The organism is Sphingomonas sp. P2_B6, assembly GCF_056404755.1.
The window spans coordinates 257,384-275,117 of the sequence record NZ_JBFUDK010000005.1 but is presented as its reverse complement, the minus strand read 5'-3'; the positions used below and the strand labels follow the sequence as shown (position 1 = coordinate 275,117).

At 66.6% G+C, this 17,734-nt stretch carries 14 protein-coding genes; 5 read left to right on the top strand and 9 right to left on the bottom strand.

Annotated features, from left to right (window positions below):
* Positions 1–45 precede the first annotated feature (45 nt).
* Both AC1DX5_RS10030 and AC1DX5_RS10025 read left to right on the top strand, forming a co-directional pair.
* Positions 46–687, top strand: a complete 642-nt coding sequence (locus AC1DX5_RS10030; RefSeq protein WP_478015195.1) for a cation efflux transmembrane domain-containing protein — start codon at positions 46–48, stop codon at positions 685–687.
* A gap of 48 nt (positions 688–735) precedes the next feature.
* On the top strand, positions 736–1,122 hold the full coding sequence (locus AC1DX5_RS10025; protein ID WP_465174913.1) for a VOC family protein: 387 nt from the start codon (positions 736–738) through the stop codon (positions 1,120–1,122).
* Between the two features lie 151 nt (positions 1,123–1,273).
* Here the strand turns inward: AC1DX5_RS10025 and AC1DX5_RS10020 are convergent, their stop codons facing one another.
* The 7 genes from AC1DX5_RS10020 to AC1DX5_RS09990 all read right to left on the bottom strand — a co-directional run bounded on the left by AC1DX5_RS10020 (position 1,274) and on the right by AC1DX5_RS09990 (position 11,281).
* Positions 1,274–2,317 carry a rod shape-determining protein gene (locus AC1DX5_RS10020; protein ID WP_465170756.1) on the bottom strand — a complete coding sequence of 348 codons (1,044 nt, stop codon included), beginning with the start codon at positions 2,315–2,317 and terminating at the stop codon, positions 1,274–1,276.
* Positions 2,318–2,852: 535 nt separating this feature from the next.
* Positions 2,853–5,459: a glycoside hydrolase family 3 C-terminal domain-containing protein gene (locus AC1DX5_RS10015; protein ID WP_478015193.1), complete on the bottom strand. Its 2,607-nt coding sequence runs from the start codon at positions 5,457–5,459 to the stop codon at positions 2,853–2,855.
* Positions 5,460–5,590: 131 nt separating this feature from the next.
* Positions 5,591–6,544, bottom strand: a complete 954-nt coding sequence (locus tag AC1DX5_RS10010) for an alpha/beta hydrolase (RefSeq protein ID WP_478015190.1) — start codon at positions 6,542–6,544, stop codon at positions 5,591–5,593.
* A 234-nt stretch (positions 6,545–6,778) separates the two neighbouring features.
* Positions 6,779–8,152, bottom strand: coding sequence for a Gfo/Idh/MocA family protein (locus AC1DX5_RS10005; protein WP_478015189.1), 1,374 nt, complete (start codon positions 8,150–8,152; stop codon positions 6,779–6,781).
* 15 nt (positions 8,153–8,167) lie between these two features.
* Positions 8,168–9,331 (bottom strand): Gfo/Idh/MocA family protein, encoded by a 1,164-nt coding sequence (locus tag AC1DX5_RS10000; RefSeq protein WP_478015187.1) that lies wholly within the window; start codon positions 9,329–9,331, stop codon positions 8,168–8,170.
* Positions 9,332–9,355: 24 nt separating this feature from the next.
* Positions 9,356–9,805: a cupin domain-containing protein gene (locus tag AC1DX5_RS09995; RefSeq protein ID WP_478015185.1), complete on the bottom strand. Its 450-nt coding sequence runs from the start codon at positions 9,803–9,805 to the stop codon at positions 9,356–9,358.
* 105 nt (positions 9,806–9,910) lie between these two features.
* A complete protein-coding gene (locus AC1DX5_RS09990; protein WP_465174907.1) occupies positions 9,911–11,281 on the bottom strand; it encodes an MFS transporter in 1,371 nt (456 codons plus the stop codon).
* A 145-nt stretch (positions 11,282–11,426) separates the two neighbouring features.
* Here AC1DX5_RS09990 and AC1DX5_RS09985 point away from each other — a divergent pair, with 145 nt between their 5' ends.
* Complete coding sequence (locus AC1DX5_RS09985) at positions 11,427–13,031, top strand: alpha-glucosidase family protein (protein WP_465174906.1); 1,605 nt, start codon at positions 11,427–11,429, stop codon at positions 13,029–13,031.
* A 121-nt stretch (positions 13,032–13,152) separates the two neighbouring features.
* Here the strand turns inward: AC1DX5_RS09985 and AC1DX5_RS09980 are convergent, their stop codons facing one another.
* On the bottom strand, positions 13,153–14,070 hold the full coding sequence (locus AC1DX5_RS09980) for a Gfo/Idh/MocA family protein (RefSeq protein ID WP_478015183.1): 918 nt from the start codon (positions 14,068–14,070) through the stop codon (positions 13,153–13,155).
* A 9-nt stretch (positions 14,071–14,079) separates the two neighbouring features.
* Positions 14,080–15,642 (bottom strand): alpha-N-arabinofuranosidase, encoded by a 1,563-nt coding sequence (locus AC1DX5_RS09975; RefSeq protein WP_478015181.1) that lies wholly within the window; start codon positions 15,640–15,642, stop codon positions 14,080–14,082.
* Between the two features lie 93 nt (positions 15,643–15,735).
* Here AC1DX5_RS09975 and araD1 point away from each other — a divergent pair, with 93 nt between their 5' ends.
* Positions 15,736–16,719, top strand: a complete 984-nt coding sequence (araD1, locus tag AC1DX5_RS09970; protein ID WP_478015180.1) for an AraD1 family protein — start codon at positions 15,736–15,738, stop codon at positions 16,717–16,719.
* A gap of 68 nt (positions 16,720–16,787) precedes the next feature.
* Positions 16,788–17,510, top strand: a complete 723-nt coding sequence (locus AC1DX5_RS09965) for a FadR/GntR family transcriptional regulator (protein WP_465174902.1) — start codon at positions 16,788–16,790, stop codon at positions 17,508–17,510.
* The last annotated feature ends 224 nt before the right edge of the window (positions 17,511–17,734 follow it).

Genomic DNA, 17,734 nt, shown 5'->3' with positions numbered 1-17,734 from the left:
GGGTGCATATGCCCATCCGACTCCTGATCTGTCGAGGGAATGACGATGGCCTGCAGCAGCTGCGCGAGCGAGACGACACCGACCAATGATTCGCGCTGGCGCCGCATCCTGTGGATCGCGCTCGCGGTCAACGCGGCGATGTTTGTGGGCGAGATGGGCGCGGGCGTCGCGGGCGGCTCCCGCGCGCTCCAGGCCGACGCGCTCGACTTCCTCGGCGATGCGGCCAATTATGCGATCAGCCTCGGCGTTGCCGGCATGGCGCTGGCCTGGCGTGCCCGCGCCGCGCTGGTGAAGGGCGGCACGATCTTCGCCTTCGGCCTGGCCGTGCTCGCCGCCACCTTCTGGGCCGCGCTCCACGGTGCCACGCCCAGGGCCGAGGTGATGGGCGTGGTCGGCTTCATCGCGCTCGTCGCCAATGCCGCGGTCGCGGCCCTGCTGTTCCGCTACCGCACCGGCGATGCGAACATGCGCTCGGTCTGGATCTGCTCGCGCAACGACGCGATCGGCAATCTCGCGGTGATGTTCGCGGCAATCGGTGTGTTCGGCACCGGCACGGCCTGGCCGGACCTGATCGTCGCGAGCGTCATGGCCGGGCTCGGCCTGTGGGGCGGCGCCCAGATCATCGGCCACGCCCGCGCCGAGCTGCGCGCCCGGCCCACCGGCGTCAAGCCCGCCACGGCGTCTTGACGCGCCCTCCCGCCGGGGCGAGAATCCCGGCGCTAGGGGAGAAACGCGATGTTCAGTCACATGACGGTCGGCAGCAACGATATTGCCCGGTCCAGGACCTTCTACGATGCGCTGTTCGGCGCGATCGGCGGCAAGCCCGCCTTCGAAGACGATAGAGGCCGGCTCATCTACCGGCACAATGGCGGCACCTTCCTCGTCACCACGCCGATCGACGGCAAGGAAGCGTGCTGCGCCAATGGCGGTACGATCGGCTTCACGATGAGCGGCCCGGAAGAAACAGACGCCTGGCACAAGGCCGGCGTCGAGCATGGCGGCACCTCGATCGAGGACCCGCCCGGCATTCGCGCAGGCGGCTTCGGCAAGCTCTACCTCGCCTATCTGCGCGATCCCGACGGCAACAAGCTCTGCGGCGCGTACCGGGTGCCGGCGGCGTAAAGCGACGGGGTAGATTTCGCCCCCCGCCCTGGCAGTTCCCCGGCGGAGTACCGGGTCGGATCGTCCGCCGGACAACCCGGTGCTGGTCCAGTCGGGGGGCATATATTGGCTGTGATCGGATCCGACGCAGCGGCGGGTTCCGGCTCGCCCCTCACGCCTCCACCATCACCCCGCTCAGCACCGGGTCCTCCAGCGCCCGCCCGGCGCCCATCGCCACGCAGATCAGCGCATTCTCCGCGACGATCACCGGCAGGCCGGTGGCCTTGGCCAGCGCCTCGTCGATGCCCGCCAGCAGCGATCCGCCCCCGGTCATCACGATGCCCTGGTCGTAGAGATCGGCGGCCAGTTCCGGCTCGGTCCGCTCGAGCGCGCCGAGGACGGTCTCGACCACCTGGCCGACCAGGTCGGCCAGCGATCCGGCGATCTCGGCCTGGCTGACCTCGACTTCCTTGGGTACGCCGGCGACCAGGTCGCGGCCCTTCACGCGCATGATCAGGCTGGTCGATGCGGATTCCTCGCACGCCTTGCCGATTTCGATCTTCACCCGCTCGGCGGTGGATTCGCCGATCATGAGATTGTGCTTGCGCCGGATATAGGAGGCGATGGCATCGTCCATCCGGTCGCCGCCGACCCGCGCCGAAGTGCTATAGGCGAGCCCGCGCAGCGACAGCACCGCCACTTCGGTGGTGCCGCCGCCGATATCGACCACCATCGCCCCGATCGGCTCGGTCACCGGCAGACCGGCACCGATCGCCGCGGCCATCGGCTCCTCGATCAGATGGACCTTGCGCGCGCCGGCATTCTGCGCCGCCTGGCGGATCGCGCGGCGCTCGACCGGGGTCGCGCCCGAGGGGATGCAGATCGCGATCTCCGGATTGCGCGGCAGCCGGCTCTTCCCGCCATGCGCCTTGTCGATGAAATGCTTGATCATCTGTTCGGCGACATCGATGTCGGCGATCACCCCGTCGCGCATCGGCCGGATCGCGCGAATGCTCTCGGGGGTCTTGCCCATCATCAGCTTGGCCTCCGCCCCCACCGCGCGCACGCGCTGGACGCCGTTCAGCGTTTCGAGGGCGACGACTGAGGGCTCGTTGAGCACGATGCCGCGGTCGCGCAGATAGACGACGGTATTGGCAGTCCCGAGATCGATCGCCATGTCATTGGACGATCGGCTGAACAGGCGAGGAATTCGCATTTAAAATCAATCACTCGAAAGGCGGCCAGGATACGCGGCACGCCTGTATTGGGGTAAAGAGCGGCGGCGTGGGCGCGTCGGCCGAACGCGTCAAGGGTCCGAAGCGGACCCGTGCGCCCGACCGGCCTGTGCGGGCGACGAAGGGACCGGCCATTTCCGCGCGCGCCGATTCAAGTCGGTGCCCTTTCGTGCTGAACTCCCCGAACCCGGCCCGTGGAGGCCGTACGGACTATTGGCGTTCAGCCCGAAGAAAAGCGTCATGATAAACCGATACCCCTCGCGTAATTCGGGAAATAATCCGTCCCTATCGCGGCAATACCGTCATGCGCCCGAATCGCATGATTCAGCTATTTCTGCGCCTCTCCAACCGCCCCGCTCCCTATTCGCCGCGCAGCGCTCAAGAATCGCTCGATTTCGCCCCGCTCGGAGGTGCCTCGCGAAATTCGGCGACTATTCGACCGGATCGCGCAACGCCGCGCCTTCTCCAAGACCTGTTGCAGGCGTTTACTGTGCCGGTCCGATCCGGGGCGGCGTTTTATTCGGCGAGGGCGCTCGTTCCCGTCACCCGAAAGCCGGCGGCCATGGTCGCGGCCCCGGTCCCCGGCTGCCCGCCGCCGACCGTCAGCCCATAGGCCCCCGGCGCGACGATCCGCTTGCCCGCCTCGGTCACGCTCGACAGCCCGCGCGCATCCAGGTCGAAATGCACCCTGGTCGCGGCGCCCGCGGCCAGATGCACCCGCGAAAAGCCGCGCAGCGCCCGGACCGGCATGCCCGGCGCCTGCGGGAAGCTCAGATAGAGCTGCACCACTTCGTCGCCGGCGAGTTTGCCCGTGTTGCGCACCGTCACGTCGACGCCGAGCGCATCGCCCGCCTTCACCGTCGCGGCGGAGAGCAAGGGCTTGCCATAAGCGAAGCTGGTATAGCTCAGCCCGTGCCCGAACGGGTACAGGGGCTTGCCGGTGAAGTAGCGATAGGTCCGCTCCTTCATCGCATATTCCTTGAACGGCGGCAGCTGGTCGACTCCGGTATAGAAGGTCACCGGCAGGCGCCCCGCCGGGTTGTTCGCGCCCGACAGCGTCTCGCCGATCGCGGTGCCGCCGGCCTGGCCCGGATACCATGCCTCGAGGATCGCATCGGCATTGGCCGCCGCCCAGTTCACCGACAGCGCCGATCCGTTCATCAGTACCACGGCCAGCGGCTTGCCCGTCGCCTTGACGGCCTTCAGCACCTCTTCCTCGGGCGCGGGCAGGTCCAGGCTGGTGCGGTCGCCGCCGACGAAGCCCGGCACGTTCACCGTCATCTCCTCGCCCTCCAGCGCGGAAGTGATGCCCACCACGCCGATGACGAGGTCCGCGCCCTTGGCCGCCGCGACGGCACGCGCGAGCGCGTCGGTGCGCACCTCGTTCCACACGAAGCGCGGCGGGAAACGGCTCGGCGTCTGCTCGATCAGCACCTTGTGTTTCACGCCCTTCTCGAAGCGCATCTCGACCAGGTTGGCGCCGCGCTGCTGCGGGTTCATGTTGTCCGCGACGAGCTTGTCGTCGATCCACAATTTGGCGGATCGTCCGTTGATGCCGATCTTGTACAGCCCGTCGTCCGGCGCCGCCACGAAGCCGCTCCACCGCGCGGAGGTCACCGCCGCATCCGGAATCACCGCGGGCGTGTTGCGGCTATAGGCGATGATCGCATCGGTCCGGCTCACCGCCGGCGCGCCCGCGAAATCCGCGCCGCGCCAGAATTCGGCCTTGAGCCCCGGCGCTCCATCGGGCGTCGAGAGCGACGCCGTCGGCACCGGCTCGGCCGCGCGCAGGAAGTCGGTGCCCGGCTCGAACAGGATCTCCGCACCGGGAAAGGCCTTGCGGATACCCTCCAGCGCGCTCACCGGCGCGACCGGCGTGCCGTTGTAATTGCCGTTCAGCACATCGACCTGATCCGCCAGCGGACCGACCACGGCGATCCGCTTCACGCCAGGCTTCACCGGCAGCACGCCATTGTTCTTGAGCAGCACCATCGCCTCGCGCGCCAGCGTCGTGGCGAGCGCGCCATGCTTGGGCGAATTGAGCGCGCTGTCCGGAATGGCGTTGAACGGCACCATTGCCGGCGGGTCGAACAGCCCCAGCCGCATGCGCGCCGTGAACAGCCGGCGCAGCGAGGTGTCGACCACCGCCTGGCTCACCAGCCCCTGCTTCATCGCATCGACATAGCGATCGTAATCGGAAGTCGCGCCTGCGCTGCGGCCATATTCGGCGCAATCATTGTCGACGCCCAGCTTGAGCGAGATCGCCGCCGCCTCGGCCACCGTCTTCGTATAATGATGCCCGCGCTCGATATCGGCGATGGAGTCGCAGTCCGACACCACATGCCCCTTGAAGCCCCAAGCGTCGCGCAGCCTGTCCTTGAGCAGGAATTCATTGGCGCAGGCGGGCTGGCCGTTGATCGCGTTGTACGCGCACATCACGGACTCGACCTTGCCGTCCACCACCAGCGCGCGGAACGCAGGCAGATAGGTGTCTTCCTCGTCGTGCAGGCTCACCGGGATATTGTCGCTGTGCCGCCCCGGCTCGGGGCCGCTGTGCACCGCATAATGTTTGGCGGTGGAGGACACGCGATAATAATGCGCATCGTCGCCCTGCATGCCGCGCACGAAGTTCACGCCCAGCGTGGCGGTCAGATAGGGGTCCTCGCCATAGGTCTCCTGGCCCCGGCCCCAGCGCGGATCGCGGAAGATGTTGATGTTGGGCGACCAGAAGGTCAGGCCCTGCATGATGCGGTGCTCGCCCCCGGCCTTCTCGATCAAATTCCATTTCACCCGGCCCTCGGTGCCGATCGCCTCGCCCATCGTTTTGATCGCGGGGGCATCGAAGGTCGCGGCGAGCCCGATCGGCTCGGGAAACACGGTGGCGAAGCCGTTGTTCGCCACGCCGTGCAGCGCCTCGCTCCACCAGTCATAGGAAGGCACCCCGAGCCGCGGAATCGCCCGCGCCTGGTTGACCAGCTGCGACGCCTTCTCCTCGATCGTCATCTGCGCGATCAGCGCATCGACGCGCTGCTCGGTGGGCAAGGCAGGGTTGCGCCAGGGCTGAGGAGTGGTCTGCGCGACGGCGGTGCCGGACAGCAGCAAAGCCGCCAGCGACACGCCCATTCCCAACCTCTTGAGCTCCCCGGCGAAGGCCGGGGCCCAGTTGGGGGACATATCTCGGCAGGCGCTGCGCTTCGTTACTCCAACCTTCCCAACTGGACCCCGGCCTTCGCCGGGGAACAACCGATCAACCATCATTTCCGATACCCCTGCCAAAGCCATTCGATCGCCCCCGGCAAGGTCTGCCCGACCACCCGCTGGTCGACATGAACCGAGTCCCTCGCGAACACGTAATGATAGGAATAGCCCTTCGCCTTCAGCGCGGCGGCCATGCGCTGGTTGGCCATCGGCCAGTTGTGGAAGGTCGATTCCGGATCGTCGAAATGCAGGTCCTTCTCGCCGACATGCATCCAGATGCGGATCGGTTTCCGGAGGCTCTCGGGGATCAAATGCGCGTGATAGTCCCAGGCGCCCTCGGGCGTCGCAGGATCGGGCGGGCTCTGCTGGTTCACGAAGGTGCCCGAATAGGACAGCACCCGGCGATACCATTCGGGGTGGAACCACGCCATGCTGAACGCCGCCGCCGCGCCGGAGCTTGCGCCCATCGTAGCGCGCCCTTCCGGGTTTTTGGTGAAGTTGACGCGGTAGTTGCGCGCCACCAGCGGCAGTACTTCGCGCTCGACGAACTCGGCATAACGGCCCGAGACCGTGTCATACTCGAGCCCCCGCTCGGAGCCCTGCGCATCGCCGCCGCCCGACTGGATCATCACCGCGACCATCGGCGGCACGCGTTTCTGCGCAATCAACGTGTCGAGCGCGAGCGCCACCCGTGTCGCATAATCGCGCCCGTCCTGGACGACCATGAACGGCGTCTCGGTCCCGGCTTTATAGCCTGCCGGGATGTAGACGATCACTTCGCGGCGATACGGCGCCGGTTCGGACTGCAACTCGGCCTTCGCCGCGATCCGGTTGCCAAAGGGATCGCGCTTCGCCGTGGTCTCGTTCTGCAGCTGCCGGATGCCGGGATAGATTTTGGAATCCTGCGACAGCATCACGAAGCCGTGCAGCGTGCCCATCGGCTGGCCCGGGTTGACCGCCATTTCGGGTGCATCGGTGTAGGTAGGGCCGATCACTTCCTGGGCCGTCACGTCCTGGGCGGGTGCGCCAGTAGCCAGCAGAAGCGCCCCAACTGTTCCTCCCCACGCAGTGGGGAGGGGGACCGCCCGCTTCTTCAGCGGGTGGTGGAGGGGACTTGGAGCAAGGCCACGTCGCCGCGCTCCAAGTCCCCTCCACCGCGCAAGCGCGGTCCCCCTGCCCATCTGCGATGAAGAGGAAAAGAAGTTGTCACCAAATCCCATCGCGTTAGCCCCTCCGGCCGGTCGTCAGATCGCATAACCCTTGCGCTGCGGCCGGCTGAGCATCGCGTTCGCCGCATCGTCGCCGATGAAGCGCTCCTTGACCGGGTCCCAGTGCAGCCGCCGTTCGGTGCGCATCGCGGTCCAGTGCAGCAGGCAGGTCGAGCAGGCCCGGTGCCCCAGCTCCGCCGGCGAGATGTTGGGTTTGCGCGTCCGGATCGAATCGATCCAGTTGCGATGCTGTTCGGGGCTGCGCGGCAGGTGGATCTCGTTCGGCCCGATCACGCTGTCGAGGATCTTGGGGTTGCTCGCCAGCAACCCGCTCGTCCCCGCCGCGGCGATCGCCGGATCGCTCGCCGTCACCCCGCCGCCGGTGCGCGTCACGAAGATCGAACCCTCCGTGCCGATGAACTTCACGCCATTGGGCAAGGCGCCGGAGATCTTCATCTCCACCCCGTTCGCATATTTGCCATAGGTCTCGAACGGCCCATGCACGTTCCACAACCCGCTCTTGGGGAACTCGGCCTTGCCCCAGATCTCGACCGGGCCGCTATGTTCGGTGTCCATGCCCCAATGCGCGATGTCGACATGGTGCGCGCCCCAGCCGGTGATCATGCCCGCGCCGAACTGTTCGCAGCGCAGCCAGCCCGGCCGGCTGAACGTGCCGTCCTGCGGATGCACGCGGATTTCGGTATAATAGACCTCGGGCGTCGTCCCGAGCCACGCGTCGTAATTCAGGTTGGCGGGGATCGGCATCGGCGGCGCCTCGGGCCCGGAAGGATCGCCCGGCAGGCCGATCTCGACATGCGTCAGCTTGCCGATCCGCCCGTTGCGCACCAGCTCGCACGCGCGGTGGAATTGCGGCCACGGGTCCTGCGATCGTTGCTGCGATCCGATCTGCAGGATGCGGTCGGTCTTCGCCACGGCGTCGGCCATCTGCCGCCCCTCGGCGATCGTCAGCGATGCGGGCTTCTGGCAATAGACATCCTTGCCCGCCCGCACCGCATGGATCGAATTCGGCGCATGCTGATGGTCGGGCGTCGAGATGATGACCGCGTCGATGTCCTTGTTGGCCAGCAGCTCGTGATAGTCGGCATAGCCGCGCGTGCCCGAATAGGGCTTGCCCGCCTTCTCGCCGTACGTCTTGTCGACCAGCTCGATGCCCTGCTGCACGCGCCGCGTGTCGAGGTCGCACACCGCGACGATATGCGCGTCGTCGAACTTGAAGACCTCGGCCATGTCATGGATGCGCGAGATGCGCCCAACGCCGATCGCGCCGATATTGACGCGCTTGCTCGGGGCATTCGCGCCGAACACGCTGGCCGGCACGATCGACGGAAAGCCGACCGCGGCCACTGCCCCGGTCCTGATCAGGTCGCGCCGCGAGAAACCTTTGGTCATGACAATGTCTCTCCGTCAGGCCGTGATCGGCCGGGTGGCGTTCTTCTGGGCCTTGAGTACGAGTTCGGCCGCCAGCAGTGCCTGCTCCTGGTCCTGCGCGATCGAGGTGCGCTCGACGATATCGGTCACGAATTGCGGGCCGAACGGCAGATAGACCTTGCTGCAATCCAGATAGCGCGCGCTCTTGCCGTCGACGACGAACAGATGGTTGCCGCCGGGCTTGCCGGTCGGGTCGGCATATTTGCGCAGCTCGATATAGCCCTCGGTGCCCAGCACGAAGAGCCGCCCGTCGCCCCACGTGCCGAGCCCCTTGGGCGTGAACCAGTCGACCCGGAGATAGCCGGTGCCGCCATTCCCGCGCATCGTCATGTCGCCGAAATCCTCGAACAGCGGCTTGTCGGGATGGTTGATGTTGCCGGTCTGCGACGCGACGACCTCGGCGCGGTTGCTCCTGGTGAAGAACAGGAACTGCTCGGCCTGGTGGCTGCCGATATCGGTCAGGATGCCGCCGTACCGCGCCTTGTCCCAGAACCAGTCGGGCCGGCTCGCCGGGTTCACCTGGTGCGGGGCGATGTTGATCGTCTGGACGACGCGGCCGATCACGCCTTGATCGATAAGCTCGCCCGCCTTGATCGCGGCGGGCACTTCCAGCCGCTCGGAATACATGATCGCGAACTTGCGCCCCGTCGCCTTGATCGCCGCGCGCACATCGGCGAGCTGCTTCAGGCTGGTGATCGCCGGCTTGTCGCCGAGATAATCCTTGCCCGCCTTCATCGCGCGGATGCCCAGCGGCGCGCGCAAATCGGGGATCGGCGCGCCGGCGATCAGCTGGATCGATCTGTCCTCGAGGATCTCCGCCTCGCTCCGCGCCAGCTTGGCGCTCGGGAAGAGCTTCTGGAAAGCGGCGAGCTGCTTGGCATCGGTGGCATAGACCCAGGCCAGCTCACCGCCGCCGCGGATTACCGCCGCGGTCATCGAATAGATATGGTTGTGGTCGAGCCCGATCACCGCGAACTTGATGTGGTGCTTCGGCCGGGGATCGGTCGGCGCGCCGGTATTGACCGTCTCGGGGACGGCATTGCCGCTCAGCGCCTGCGCCATCACCTCGCCCGGCAGCGCGGCGGCAAGCCCGGCAACGCCGGCGCCGGTCAGCATCGAGCGGCGGTCGATCGAATTCATGTCGTCTCTCCTGGTGGCCGGCGCTCAGTTCTTCGGCGTCGCCGGCGTCGACCAGTTTATCACATGATAGGTCGTGTTGGTCGTGCCGACATTGCGCAGCCCGTGCAGCGAATTGGACGCGTTGAAGATCACCGATCCCGGCCCGAGCCTTTTCCACACGCCGTCGGACAGGGTCTCGACCGTGCCTTCGCGGATGATCACCAGCTCCTCGTTCGGGTGCTTGTGCGGCGCGTGGGACGTCTGGCCGGGCTTGAGCGTGGTGACGTGCATCTCGAGATCGTCGAGCGTCGCGGTCGGCCCATTGCCCAGGCTGCGCACTTCGCCGACATCGGTCGGGGTGACCTTCATCGCGTTCCAGTCCCACACCGACGGGCCGATGATCTTCCTGGTCTGGGTTTGCGCCATCAGGCCGGCGGAACAGGTGACCGCTACCGACGCCAGCGCCACGACCAGGTCCCTACGCGTGATGCGCATCGCGATAATCCTCTCCTGGCCGGTGCGCCCGTGCTTCTCGGACGTCAGCGGAATCGCGCCGGTGGTAGCGCTAACCGGGTAGGTATCGTGTATCCTATAGGATTGTCAAAGCGCCATCTTCGGATCCGCGCTGATTCCGGTGGCTTCTTGCGGCTGGTCGCTCAGGCGCAGCATCGCCACGGCGGCGAACGCCATCAGCATGGCCGCGATCGCGATCGTCCAGATCGGCTCGGTCGGGAAGAATCGGTGGATCACCGGACCCATCACGAGCGCGATGAACAGCTGCGGCAGCACGATGAAGAAATTGAAGATGCCCATATAGACGCCGAGCTTGCCCGTTGGCAGCGCGTTCGCCAGCATCGCATAGGGCATGGTCAGGATCGACGCCCAGGCCACGCCGATCGCGATCATCGGCAGGATCAGCATCTGCGCGTCGTGGATGCCCAGCATCGCGGTATAGCCGGCCGCGCCGATCAGCAGGCAGATCATGTGAGTCCGCGCGCAGCCGATGCGTCGCACCAGCAGCGGCAGCAGAAAGGCGGCGGGCACCGCCACACCATTATAGACGGAGAACAGGATGCCGACCCAGTCGGCGCCGTCATTATAGGCTTTCGACGATGGATCGGTCGATCCGAAGACGTATCGGGTCACCACCGGCGTGGTGTAGACCCACATGATGAACAGCGCCGACCAGGAGAAGAGCTGGACGACCGCCAGCCGCTTCATCTCTCCGGGCATGTGCACGATATCGCGCAGGATCTGCGCCACGGCATTGCCCGCTTTCCCGTCATCGCCCGCTTTCCCGTCATCGGGCGCCGGCGTCGCATCCTCCCCGGCAAAGACACGCAGCGCCTCGGGCGGATATTCGCGCGTGGCGGTCACGGTCCACAGCACGGCGGAGAGGATCGCCGCCGCGCCGAGATAAAAGGCGTAGCGCACCGCATCGGGGATCACGCCGGGCGGCGCGACATTGCTTGCCCCGAGCGCGGTGATCGCGAAGGGCGCGAGCGAGCCGAGCACGGCGCCCGCGCCGATAAACGCGGTCTGAAAGGCATAGCCCATGGTGCGCTGCGCCGGGCCGACCATGTCGCCGACAAAGGCGCGGAACGGCTCCATCGACACGTTGATCGCGGCGTCGAGCACCCAGAGCAGCAATGCCGCGGCGAGCAGCACCGGCGCATGCGGCATGCCGATCAGCGCCAGCGCGGCGAGCAGCGCCCCGACCAGGAAATAGGGCCGCCGCCGCCCGAACCGCCCCCAGGTGCGGTCGCTGAAATGCCCGATCAGCGGCTGAACGATCAGGCCGGTGATCGGCCCGGCGATCCAGAACAGGGCAAGGCTGTCGACATCGCTGCCGAGCGACTGGAAGATGCGGCTGATATTCGCGTTCTGCAGGCCGAACGCGACCTGGATCCCGAAGAATCCGAACGAAATATTCCACAGTCCGGCCAAGGACTGGCGCGGCCGTCCGGTCACTCTGTCCACCCCTGCATGTCTATTTTTTGTTTTCTGCCGGTCAGGATGTCAGTGACTTGGCGTCGCGGCAATCCCCGTTCGCGTATGGCCGTTGCTTTCAGCCCGGGGCGGCGCGCAAAAGGACGGAAACCGTAGGGGAGGGGCTGTGACGCGATCGGACGAGACGAGCGCATGGTGGCGCGGCGCAGCGATCTACCAGATCTATCCGCGCAGCTTCGCCGATTCGAACGGCGACGGCGTGGGCGATCTTGCCGGCATCACTGCGCATCTGGGTCATGTCGCATCGCTGGGCGTCGATGCAGTGTGGCTGTCGCCCTTCTACCCGTCGCCGATGAAGGATTTCGGTTACGACATATCCGATTATTGCGGCGTCGATCCGCTGTTCGGCACGCTGGCCGACTTCGACGCGCTGGTCGCCCGCGCCCATGGCCTCGGGCTTAAGGTGATCGTCGACCAGGTCTATGCCCACACCTCCGACGAGCATGCATGGTTCGCCGAGAGCCGGTCCGACCGCACCAACCCGCGCCACGACTGGTATGTCTGGGCCGATGCCAGGGCCGACGGGACGCCGCCCAACAACTGGCAATCCGTGTTCGGTGGTCCGGCCTGGACCTGGGACGCACGGCGCGGCCAATATTACATGCACAATTTCCTCAGCAGCCAGCCGCAGCTCAACGTGCATCTGCCTGCCGTGCAGGACGCATTGCTCGACGTCGCGCGCTTCTGGCTCGAGCGCGGGGTGGACGGCTTTCGGCTCGACGCGATCAGCTGCGCGATGGTCGATCCCGCGCTGCGCGACAACCCCGCGCGTCTCGGCAACAGCCGCCGCACCCGCTCGTTCGATTTCCAGTTCCATATCCACAACCAGTCGCACCCGGATATTCCGCTGTTCCTCGAACGCGTCCGCGCGCTGACCGATCGCTATCCGGATCGCTTCACCGTGGCGGAGGTCGGCGGCCCCGATGTCGAGCCCGAGATGCAGAGCTTCACGCAAGGCGATCACCGGTTGAACACGGCCTACGGTTTCAACTTCCTCTATGCGAAGACGCTGACGCCGGCGCTGGTCCGCGACGTGCTGGAACGCTGGCCCGATACGCCCGGCATGGGCTGGCCGAGCTGGGCGTTCGAAAATCACGACGCGCCCCGCGCGGTCTCGCGCTGGGCGCCGCCGGGGCATGAGGCGGCGTTCGCGCGGATGAAGATGCTGCTGCTCGTGGCGCTGCGCGGCAACATCTTCCTGTATCAGGGCGAGGAGCTCGGTCTCACCCAGGTCGACATTCCGTTCGACCGCCTGCGCGATCCCGAAGCGATCGCCAACTGGCCCCTGACCCTCGGCCGCGACGGCGCCCGCACGCCGATACCCTGGGCGGCCGGGGAAGCGGGGCGGGGCTTCTCGGCGGTGGAGCCATGGCTTCCCTTCGGCCCGGACCATGCGGCGCTGGCGGTCGACCGGCAGGAAAGGGACGGGGCGTCGATGCTGGCACTCACCCGGCGGCTGCTGGCGATGCGTAAGGCGAATGAGGCACTGCGGACCGGGGCGATCCGGTTCGTCGAGGCATCGGAGACGCTACTCGCGTTCGAGCGGGAGTCGGACGGGCAACGGCTGTTGTGCGTGTTCAACTTCTCGGCGGAAGCGCGGGGGTGGGCGCCTGAGGATGCGGACTCATGGAAGGTGATCGAGCAAGTGGGCAACATTGATGGCTGGGCATTCGGCCCATTCGGAGGATTGATTGCAGAACGCGCCGCCTAACCCCTCACCGTCATCCCGGACTTGTTCCGGGGGCCATCGTGGTTCGGGCGCTTCGCTCCACGATGTGGGCTGCGCCCCGCCGCAGAATGGATGCCGGAACAAGTCCAGCATGACGGTAAGGTCAGGCGAACGCGAACGCCTCAACCTCACGCCGCACTCCAACCTCGAGCGCCTCCGCCACCAGCCGCAACGGCGCCAGATCCACATCGCTCTCCCCCCGCGCCACCAGCTCGGCGAAGCGCGCATAAAGCCGCGGATATTCCACATTCGCCCCCACCGGAATCGCCTCGCCCGCAATGGTCAGCTCTGCGCCACCCATCGCCAGCTTCAGCATGCCGTCGGGCGTATCGATCTCGATGTCCCAGCGCTGCACGCCCTCATGCAGGAAATCGAGCGTGACCGAGACCGGCACCGCGCCGCTGCGCAGCGCCAGCGTCCCGGCGATCGGCTGCGACCGACCCGCCGGCACGTCCAGCCCGGCCGACTCCACCGTCAGCGGTGCTGGCAGGATATCGGTCAGGATCGACAGCGCGTTGATCCCCGGATCGAACACGCCGAAGCCGCCCGCTTCCAGGATCCATTCCTGCCCGGGATGCCAGACGCGGATGTCTTCCTTCCAGGTCACCCGAACCGCGTCGATCGTCCGCCCCGCCAGCCAGGCGCGCGCCGGGTCGACCCCGGCCGCTTCCTGCGAATGCCAGGCGGTGAACAGGGTGAGGCCCGCGTCGCGCGCCAGCGCCTCCAGCCCGGTCACCTCGTCGACGGTCAGCCCGGGCGGCTTTTCCAGCAGCACGTGCAGCCCCGCCGCGATCGCCTCTCGCGCCGCCGTAACGCGGGCGAAGGGCGGGGTGCAGATCGCCACCGCGGCCGGCGCATTGGCCGCGAGCAGCGCGGGCAGATCGGGATAGATCCGCACCTCGCCGGGCGGTGCATGCGGATCGACCGCCCCGACAAGCTGGAAGCGGGCGTCGGCACGGATCGCCGGGACATGCTGATCCCGGGCGATCTTGCCCAATCCGACAATGGCGATCGGCAGCATCAACGCTCCTTACTTCAGCGCCACGACGGTCACCGATTTGGCCGGCAGGGTCAGCACTGCCTTGCCGCCCGTCACCGTTACCGGCGCGATGTCGCGCGGCGCAACCGCCAGCGGCTCGCCGATGCGATTATGCGCGTCGATCCGGTCGGCGGTCAGCACGCTGCCGGTCACGGTCGATGCCGTGCTGCCATCGACGTTCAGGGTCACGGTCAGCGCATTCACCGGATCGAGATTGGCCAGCGAGACATGCACCACGCCGTCCGCACCGCGTACCGCCGAACTGCTCAGCGAGGGCATCGCCCACTGGTCCTTGTTGTACCAGGGGCTGGTCAGGTCGACGGGTAATTGCGTCGCGTCCTGCCACGGCACGTACATGCCGAATATCTGATAGGTCGGCGTCACCACCATCTTGTCGCCGTCGGTCAGGATCATCGCCTGCAGCACGTTGATCATCTGGGCGATATTGGCCATCTTCACGCGGTCCGCATGGCGGGTGAAGATATTGAGGTTGATCGCCGCGACCAGCGCATCGCGCAGGCTATTCTGCTGCTGCAGGAATCCGGGATTGCTGCCCGGCGTCGGATCGTACCAGGTGCCCCATTCGTCGACCGCCAGCCAGACGCGCTTTGCAGGATCGTACTTGTCCATGATCGCGCTGTGCTTGGTGACATACTCGTCCATCAGCAGCGTCTTGGACAGGGTCTTCGCCCAGTCCGCTTCGTCGAATCCGGTCGCCGAACCCTTTTTCTGCCAGGTGTCCGGCACGGTGTAATAATGCACCCCGATGCCGTCGATGGTGCGCCCCGTCTCGCGCATCATCACTTCGGTCCAGTCGTAATTGGAGTCGCTGGCGCCGCTGGCGATCTTCAGCGTCTTCGTCCCTTGCGGGACTTTGACGAAGGTCGAATAGCGCTTGGTCACGTCGGCGGCATATTGCGGGCTCATATTGCCGCCACAGCCCCACAGCTCGTTGCCCAGCCCGAAATAGGGGAGCTTCCACGGCTCCTTGCGGCCGTTCGCGCGGCGTTCGTTGGCGAGCGTCGAACTGGTCGGCGAGGTCATATATTCGACCCAGTCGGCCATTTCCTGCGGCGTGCCGCTGCCGACATTGCCGGAGACATAAGCCTCCGCGCCGACCGCTTCGGTGAAGTTCATGAACTCGTGCGTGCCGACCGCATTGGGCTCGGTCACGCCGCCCCAATGGGTGTTGACCTTCACGGGACGCTTCGTGCCGACGCCCTCGCGCCAATGATATTCGTCGGCGAAACAGCCGCCCGGCCAGCGGATCAGCGGCACCTTGATCGCACGGAGCGCCGCGATCACGTCGTTGCGAAAACCATCGGTATTGGGGATGCGCGAGTTCCTGCCGACCCACAGTCCGCCATAAATGCCGGTGCCGAGATGCTCGGCGAACTGGCCGAAAATCTCGCGCTGCACCTTCGGGCCGGGCTTGTCGGCATGCACGGTGATGCTCGCCTCTTTCGCCTGTGCCCAGGCAGTGCCCGATCCGAGCGCCAGCGCCGCCGCCAGCGCGATCCGCGCAACCCTTTTCAACCGTCCCATCGCCGCCATCGCCCCGATCCTCTCAAAGATGCCGTTTAAGACGGCTGGCTTTAGCTTATTGTCTGAGTATATGATTACGCAAGCGCTAATCAGGAGAGGGTCATGCGAACGTCGCTCGTGCAGTTCATCAATGGCAGAGGCACGCGTGGCGTGGCCGTGCTGCGCGGCACGGAATCGCCGCGGCAACTGGCCGGGGTCGAGAGCATCCGTGCGCTGGCCGAGGCGGCGCTCGCGGCGGGCGTGACGCTCGCCGAGCAGGCGGCACAGACGGGCGACGCGGGCGTGGTCGATCTCGACTCGGTCACTTTGTTGTCACCGATCGACCACCAGGATCCGGCGCATCTGCTGCTCACCGGCACCGGCCTCACCCATCTCGGCTCGGCCGAGGGGCGCGACAAGATGCACCGGTCGATGACCGAGGCAGCGCAGCAGACCGATTCGATGCGCATGTTCCTGATGGGCGTCGAGGGCGGCAAACCTGCCGCCGGCGAGACGGGCGCGCAGCCCGAATGGTTCTATAAGGGCAATGGCGAGCAACTGACGGCACCCGGCGCGCCGCTTCGCTCCCCCGCCTTCGCGCTCGACGCGGGCGAGGAGCCGGAGATCGCCGGCATCTATCTGATCGATGCGGACGGCAATCCGGTCCGGCTCGGCTTCGCGATCGGCAATGAATTCTCCGATCACGTCACCGAGCGCGGCAATTATCTGTGGCTCGCCCATTCGAAGCTGCGCGCGGCGGCGCTCGGCCCGGAATTGCTGCTCGGCGGCCTGCCCGAGGATATCCGCGGCACCAGCCGCATCGTGCGGAACGGCGAGACCCTGTGGGAACGCCCCTTCGTGACGGGCGAGGCGAACATGTCGCACAGCATCGCCAATCTCGAGCACCATCATTTCAAATATGACCTGTTCCGCCATCCCGGCGACGTGCATGTCCATTTCTTCGGCACGGCGACCCTGTCCTTCTCGGAAGGGATCCGCACCGAGCCGGGCGATGTCTTCGAGGTCGAGGCGCCGCCTTTCCGCCTGCCGGCGCGTAATCCGATCGCGATCGAGCCGGCACGTGATGTTCGGATACGAATGCTATAGGCTATCGACGGACGAGCCTTTCTGCGACGACGGAAGGGCCGGACAGGGAGAAGGTGGATGGGGGACAGGTGACGCCGGGAAAGCAACCAAAAGGGCGCCGGATCCACGGCACGATCGCGCATGATCTCGGCGTCCAGATCGTCACGGGCGTGTACAAGCCGGGCGACGTGCTGCCGGGCGAGATCGAATTCGCCGAGCAGCTCCAGGTATCGCGCAGCGTGTACCGCGAGGCAGTGCGCATGCTGATGGCCAAGGGACTGGTCGAAAGCCGCCCCAAGGCAGGCACCAGCGTCAGCCCGCGCAGCCGATGGAACCTGCTCGACCCCGATGTGCTTGCCTGGATGTTCGAGGGCGAACCGAGCGAGGGCTTCATCCGTAGCCTGTTCGAGCTGCGCATGATCGTCGAGCCTGCTGCGGCCGCCGTCGCGGCGGAACGCCGCACGGGCCGCGAGCTGGCGCAGATGGGCCATGCGCTGGAAGAGATGGGGCGCTACGGCCTCGCCACGCCCGAGGGCCGCGCGGCGGACCAGCAATTCCATCATCTGGTCCTCGAGGCGACGCGCAACGAGCCGCTGACCACGCTCTCCAGCACCATTGCGGCGGCGGTCGGCTGGACCACCATCTTCAAGCAGCGCAACCGCAAGCTGCCGCGCGATCCCTTGCCCGAGCATCAGGCGCTGTACGACGCGATCGCCGATGCGAACCCGGATGCGGCCCGCGCCGCGATGGCGGAGCTGATCCGCCGCGCGCTGGAGGATACGGAATTGTCGATGGAGCCGGGTGGGGCGTGAGGCCTTCCTTTCTTCCTTTTTCTTCCCCGGCGAAGGCCGGGGCCCAGTTGGGAAAGCGCTTGTGACGACGCGCAGCATCCGTTTATCGACGTCCCCTATCTGGGCCCGCACCTCCGCCTAGGAAGGCAAATAGGGGAAGAATAACTCCTACAAATTTCTTGACCCGTTCGCGTCGCGCGCCATAGCGTCCCGCCGTTCCGGGAAGGGCGCGACCGCCAGGGTCG

Coding starts and splice junctions, on each gene's coding strand:
- AC1DX5_RS10030 (WP_478015195.1), top strand. CDS start 46: ATGGCCTGCAGCAGCTGCGCGAGCGAGACGACACCGACCAATGATTCG.
- AC1DX5_RS10025 (WP_465174913.1), top strand. CDS start 736: ATGTTCAGTCACATGACGGTCGGCAGCAACGATATTGCCCGGTCCAGG.
- AC1DX5_RS10020 (WP_465170756.1), bottom strand. CDS start 2,317: ATGCGAATTCCTCGCCTGTTCAGCCGATCGTCCAATGACATGGCGATC.
- AC1DX5_RS10015 (WP_478015193.1), bottom strand. CDS start 5,459: ATGGGCGTGTCGCTGGCGGCTTTGCTGCTGTCCGGCACCGCCGTCGCG.
- AC1DX5_RS10005 (WP_478015189.1), bottom strand. CDS start 8,152: ATGACCAAAGGTTTCTCGCGGCGCGACCTGATCAGGACCGGGGCAGTG.
- AC1DX5_RS10000 (WP_478015187.1), bottom strand. CDS start 9,331: ATGAATTCGATCGACCGCCGCTCGATGCTGACCGGCGCCGGCGTTGCC.
- AC1DX5_RS09995 (WP_478015185.1), bottom strand. CDS start 9,805: ATGCGCATCACGCGTAGGGACCTGGTCGTGGCGCTGGCGTCGGTAGCG.
- AC1DX5_RS09980 (WP_478015183.1), bottom strand. CDS start 14,070: ATGCTGCCGATCGCCATTGTCGGATTGGGCAAGATCGCCCGGGATCAG.
- AC1DX5_RS09975 (WP_478015181.1), bottom strand. CDS start 15,642: ATGGCGGCGATGGGACGGTTGAAAAGGGTTGCGCGGATCGCGCTGGCG.
- araD1 (WP_478015180.1), top strand. CDS start 15,736: ATGCGAACGTCGCTCGTGCAGTTCATCAATGGCAGAGGCACGCGTGGC.